Below are 5,361 nucleotides of genomic sequence, written 5' to 3' on the forward strand. Positions count from 1 at the left end.
CACCGTGGTCCGCCGCGCCGAGCGCGAGGCGGTGGCGCTGGCGCGCGTCGAGGACGTCCGTCCCGAGGCGATCCGCTACCTCAACCGGCTGTCCGACCTGCTGTTCGTGCTGGCGCGGGTGCTGGCCCGCGCCGATGGCCACGGCGAGGTGCTGTGGAAGCACGAGCGGCGCCGGGTCTGAGGATCGGCATGGCGACCGCCGGCGGCCTCAAGCGCGAACTCAACCCGATGCCCGCCGAAGTGCTCGCGGCGCTGCGGGAGAGGGGCCTGCTCGACGCCCATCGCGCACGCCCCGCCTGCCAGCGCAACGACTATCTCGGCTGGATCGCCCGCACCCGGCGCGAGGACACCCGCAGCAGGCGCCTGCAACAGATGCTCGACGAACTGCGCCGCGGCGACGCGTACATGAACATGGCCTGGCGCCCACGCGCCCCGCGCTGAGCCGATGCGCCTGTACACCCACCCCGCCTGCCTCCGCCACGATCCCGGCGCCAGCCATGCCGAACGGCCGTCCCGGCTGAGCGCGGTGACCGACGCGCTGCGCGGGGCGTTCCCGCAACTGCCCTGGGAAGAGGCGCCGCGCGCCAGCCGCGGCCAGCTGCTGCGGGTCCACGACGACGCCCTGCTGGCCCTGGTGCTCGACACCCCGGTGACCGAACCGACCCCGCTCGACCCCGACACCCTGCTCGGACCCGACTCGGCCGAAGCGGCCCTGCATGCCGCGGGCGCGGGCATCGCCGCGATCGACGCGGTGATGGGCGGGTCGACCCGGCGCGCCTTCTGCGCGATACGTCCGCCCGGCCACCACGCCACCGGCTCGGTCGCGATGGGCTTCTGCCTGTTCAACAACATCGCCGTGGCCGCCGCGCACGCCTGCGAACGCCACGGTCTGGCACGGGTCGCGGTGGTCGATTTCGATGTCCATCACGGCAACGGCACCCAGGCGATCTTCGAAAGCGACCCACGGGTGATGTACCTGAGCTCGCACCAGATGCCGCTCTACCCCGATACCGGCCACGTCCACGAGCGCGGCCTGGGCAACGTCCTCAATGCCCCGCTGCAGCCCGGCAGCGGCGGCGAGGCCTTTCGCAACGCCTGGCGCGAACGCCTGCTGCCGGCACTGGCCGGCTTCCGGCCGCAACTGGTGCTGGTGTCGGCCGGCTTCGACGGCCACCGTCTCGACCCGCTGGCGCAGCTGGAGCTGGAGGCCGACGACTTCGCCTGGCTGACCGCCGAGCTGGGCGCGGTCGCCGACCGTCACGCCGACGGCAGGATCGTGTCGATGCTGGAGGGCGGCTACGATCTGGACGCGCTGCGCGAGTGCAGCGTCGCCCATGTCCGCGCGTTAATCGGCCATGGCGGCTGATCCGCGAACCTGAACAAAGGCATCGACGCCGAGGCGACCAAAATGAACACGAACCGCCCCCGGACCGCTCCCGCGTTGCCGCCGGCATCGCCGATGCGGCAAGCTAGCGACCGCTTTCGTCTCTGAATATGGAAGGCCGCGTGCGCAAGACCCTCCAGCTGCTCCCGCTTTCGTTGTGCATCGCCCTCGCCCTGCCGGCGATGGCGGCCGAGGAACAGGAAGACTGGAGCCTGTGTCCGGTCGGCGACGCCGTGCCGCCGTTCGAGGATGCGCCCGCGACCGACGCGACCGCGGCCGACCGGCCGAACGCGCCGACCGACATCGAGGGCGGCAGCCTGTCGCGCGAGAGCGATGGCGAGAACATCGTCGTCCAGGACAACGTCCGACTCAGCCGCGGCGACCAGTTCCTGCACACCGACGTGCTCAGCTACAACGAAGAGAGCGGCCAGTACGTCGCCGAAGGCGGGGTGCGCTACCAGGACTCGGGGATGCGGATCCTCGCCGAGCGCGCCGAGGGCGACCAGAACGCCGACCGCCACAGCATCCAGGACCTGCAGTACCAGCTGACCGAACGACGCGGCAACGGCGGCGCCGAGCGGATCGACCTGCACGGCGCGCAGGGCTCGCTGGTCGGCTCGACCTACACCACCTGCGATCCCGACGACCAGCAATGGCAGCTGAAGGCCCAGCGCATCGACATCGACACCGAGGAAGGCATGGCGGTGGCGCGCAATGCGGTGGTGAAGATCCGCGACGTGCCGATCCTGTACGTCCCGTGGTTCATGTTCCCGATCGACGACCGCCGCCGCACCGGCCTGCTGTACCCGTCGATCTCGATGTCCGGGCGCAACGGGCTTGACTGGAAGCAGCCGATCTATCTCAACCTCGCGCCCAACTACGACGCCACCCTGACGCCGCGGATCATGTCCGAGCGCGGCGCGATGCTCGGCACCGAGTTCCGCTGGCTGTACCCGGGCGGCCGCGGCGAGTTCTATGGCGAATGGATGCCGCACGACAAGCTGCCCGGCAACGAGCCGGACCGCTACCTGCGCGACGACAACGGCAATCCGATCGCCGGCGCGACCCTGCCCGAGGACGACCGCGGCCTGTTCCGACTGAAGGCGCGGCACAACCTCGGCGACGGCTGGTTCGGCGGCCGCTGGCAGGCCAGCGCCAACCTCGGCTGGGTCAGCGACCCCCACTATCTGGACGACTTCAGCAACAGCCTGTTCGGCCGCTCGTCCTACCAGATGACCAGCACCGTCGGCCTGTACGGTCGCGGCCGCTACTGGGATGCCGGGCTGATGGCCGATCACCAGCAGCTGACCGACTACACCGTTCCGGAGCGCAATCTGCGCTACGACCGCCTGCCGCGCGCCTACCTCAACTGGTCGCAGCCGTTCGGCAACTGGTTCGAGGCCGGGCTGTCCGCCGAGGCGGTGCAGTTCCGCCACGATGTACGCGACGAAGGCAGCCGCCTGGACTTCAAGCCCTACATCAGCATGCCGCTGGAGGGCGCCAGCTGGTTCCTGCGCCCGACCCTGGCCTGGCGCTACACCTCGTATGGCCTCGACAGCGATCTGGCCGACAGCATCGCGACCGATCGCGCAACCGACTTCGCCAACGACAACGGGGTGCCGGTGACTCCGGACCTGATCGCGCGATTCCGCAACGACTCCCCGAGTCGCAGCCTGCCGATCGCCTCGCTCGATGCCGGGGTCTACTTCGACCGCAGCACCACGATCCGCGGCGAGCGCTACCTGCACACGCTGGAACCGCGGATCTACTACCTCAACGCGCCCTACCGCGACCAGTCCGACCTGCCCCGGTTCGACACCACCGCGATGACCTACAGCTGGGGCCAGTTGTTCCGCGACAACCGCTACACCGGCGCCGACCGCCAGACCGACGCCAACCAGCTGACCACCGCGCTGACCACCCGCCTGATCAGCGAGGACGACGGCCGCGAGCGGCTGTCGGCCAGCATCGGCCAGATCCAGTACTTCGACGATGTCCGCACCACCCTCGGCGGCGAGCGCCCGATCGAACAGGGCAAGTCGGCCTGGATCGCGGACGTCAGCGTCTCGCCCAGCGACCGCTGGAACATCAACGTCGGCTACCAGTGGGACCCGAAGTTCCGCGGCGAGGATCTGGCCAGCCTGCGCCTGCGCTACCTGATCGGCGAGGCCGGGGTGGTCAACCTCGGCTACCGCTACCGACGCAACCCGACCACCCGCGAGGACCTGCTGGAGCAGGTCGACTTCTCGTTCCTGTATCCGATCGACCAGAACTGGAGCGTGGTCGGCCGCTACTACTACTCGCTGCTCGACGACAAACTGCTGGAGTCGATCGCCGGCGTGCAGTGGGAAAGCTGCTGCCTGGCGGTGCGCCTGGTCGCCCGCCGCTACGTCCGCAACCGCGACGGCGACCTCGACGATTCGCTGCGCCTTGAGTTCGAGCTCAAGGGCCTGGGCTCGGCCGGCCAGAAAACCGAGCGCGAACTGCGCCGTGCTATTCTCGGCTACGACCGAGACGACCTGTACCTGGTCCCTCCGTCCCTCATCACCGACGACAACGTCGACTCCTCGCCCGATCCGATCCTATGAAGAAATACCTTGCCTGTGCCCTTGCCGCGGCCATGTTCACCTCGTCCGTCCAGGCCCAGCAGACACCCCAGGCGCCGATACAGGGACAGACGATCGACGGCATCGCCGCCATCGTCGACGAGGACGTGATCCTGCGCAGCGAGCTCGAGCGCGCGATCGCCAACATCCTCGCCCAGTACGGCGGCCGCGAAGGCCAGTTGCCGCCGCGCGAGGTGCTGGAACGGCAGGTGCTCGAGCGCCTGGTCCTGGTCAAGCTCCAGGTCGCGCGCGCCGAGGGCACCGGAGTCCGGGCCAACAACCAGGAAGTCGACGCCGCCATCGCCAACATCGCCGGCCAGAACGGCATCAGCATCGATCAGCTGAGTCAGCAGCTGGCCCGCGACGGCACCTCCTACGAGGAGTTCCGGCAATCGGTCCGCGAAGAACTGATGATCCAGAAGCTGCGCCAGCGTTACGCGCAGTCGCGGGTTTCGGTCAGCGACGCCGAGATCGAGGCGGCGATGGAGGCCCAGCAGTCCGGCGGCGCCCAGTACCACCTCGCCCACATCCTGGTCGCCCTGCCCGACGGCGCGACCCCCGAACAGATCGAGACCGCGCAACGCAAGATCGAGGGCATCAAGGCCCTGCTCGACCGTGGCGAGATGGACTTCGCCGCCGCCGCGGTGCGCTATTCCGACAGCCCCAACGCGCTGGAAGGCGGCGATCTGGGATGGCGCAGCCTGGACGAGATCCCGAACGCGTTCATGCAGATGGTCCGCGACATGTCGCCGGGCGCGGTCAGCCAGCCGCTGCGCGGCCCCAGCGGATTCCAGTTGCTGCAGATGGTCGAAACCCGCGACGCCAGCGCGGTTCCGGACCAGATGGTCACCCAGTACAAGGCGCGCCACATCCTGATCCGCGTCGACGAGAACAACAGCGACGCCGAGGCCAAGGCCGAGATCGACACCCTCGCCGCGCGCCTGGCCGGCGGCGCCGACTTCGACACCCTCGCCCGCGAGCAGTCGCAGGATCTCAACAGCAAGGCCCGCGGCGGCGATCTGGGCTGGTTCAGCGCCGACGCCTTCGGCCTCGAATTCGGCGGCCAGGTCACCCGTCTCGCCGACGGCCAGGTATCGGCACCGTTCCGCACCTCTACCGGCTGGCATATCGTCGAGCGCACCGGCAGCCGCCAGACCAACGTCACCGACCAGAACCGCCGCAACCAGGTCGCCGAGACCATCGGCCGGCGCAAGCTGGAAGACGAGTGGAACCGCTTCCTGCGCGAATTGCGCGGCGAGGCCTTCGTCGACCTGAGGGTCGGCCCGCAGACGGCCGACGCCGCCAGCGGCGGCTGACATGGCCCTGCCCCGGCTCGCGCTGGTGCCGGGCGAGCCGGCCGGCGTCGGGCCG

General features: G+C 69.7%; 5 protein-coding genes. All 5 read left to right on the forward strand.

All coding sequences use genetic code 11. The annotated features are described in order from the left end of the window. On the forward strand, window positions 1-181 hold a 181-nt coding region (locus FKV24_RS00005), incomplete at its 5' end, for an ATP:cob(I)alamin adenosyltransferase (protein WP_141480711.1). 8 nt (window positions 182-189) lie between these two features. Beyond that, window positions 190-441: a YdeI/OmpD-associated family protein gene (locus FKV24_RS00010; RefSeq protein ID WP_141480712.1), complete on the forward strand. Its 252-nt coding sequence runs from the start codon at window positions 190-192 to the stop codon at window positions 439-441. A gap of 4 nt (window positions 442-445) precedes the next feature. After that, window positions 446-1,366 (forward strand): histone deacetylase family protein, encoded by a 921-nt coding sequence (locus tag FKV24_RS00015; protein WP_141480713.1) that lies wholly within the window; start codon window positions 446-448, stop codon window positions 1,364-1,366. A gap of 140 nt (window positions 1,367-1,506) precedes the next feature. Then, on the forward strand, window positions 1,507-3,972 hold the full coding sequence (lptD, locus tag FKV24_RS00020) for an LPS assembly protein LptD (protein ID WP_425481551.1): 2,466 nt from the start codon (window positions 1,507-1,509) through the stop codon (window positions 3,970-3,972). Then, a complete protein-coding gene (locus FKV24_RS00025; protein WP_111267175.1) occupies window positions 3,969-5,306 on the forward strand; it encodes a peptidylprolyl isomerase in 1,338 nt (445 codons plus the stop codon). The genes lptD and FKV24_RS00025 overlap by 4 nt, the downstream gene beginning before the upstream one ends. Window positions 5,307-5,361: the final 55 nt, after the last annotated feature.

The sequence above is a fragment of the Marilutibacter maris genome, assembly GCF_006546735.2.
In the GTDB taxonomy this organism is placed as follows: Bacteria; Pseudomonadota; Gammaproteobacteria; order Xanthomonadales; family Xanthomonadaceae; genus Marilutibacter; species Marilutibacter maris.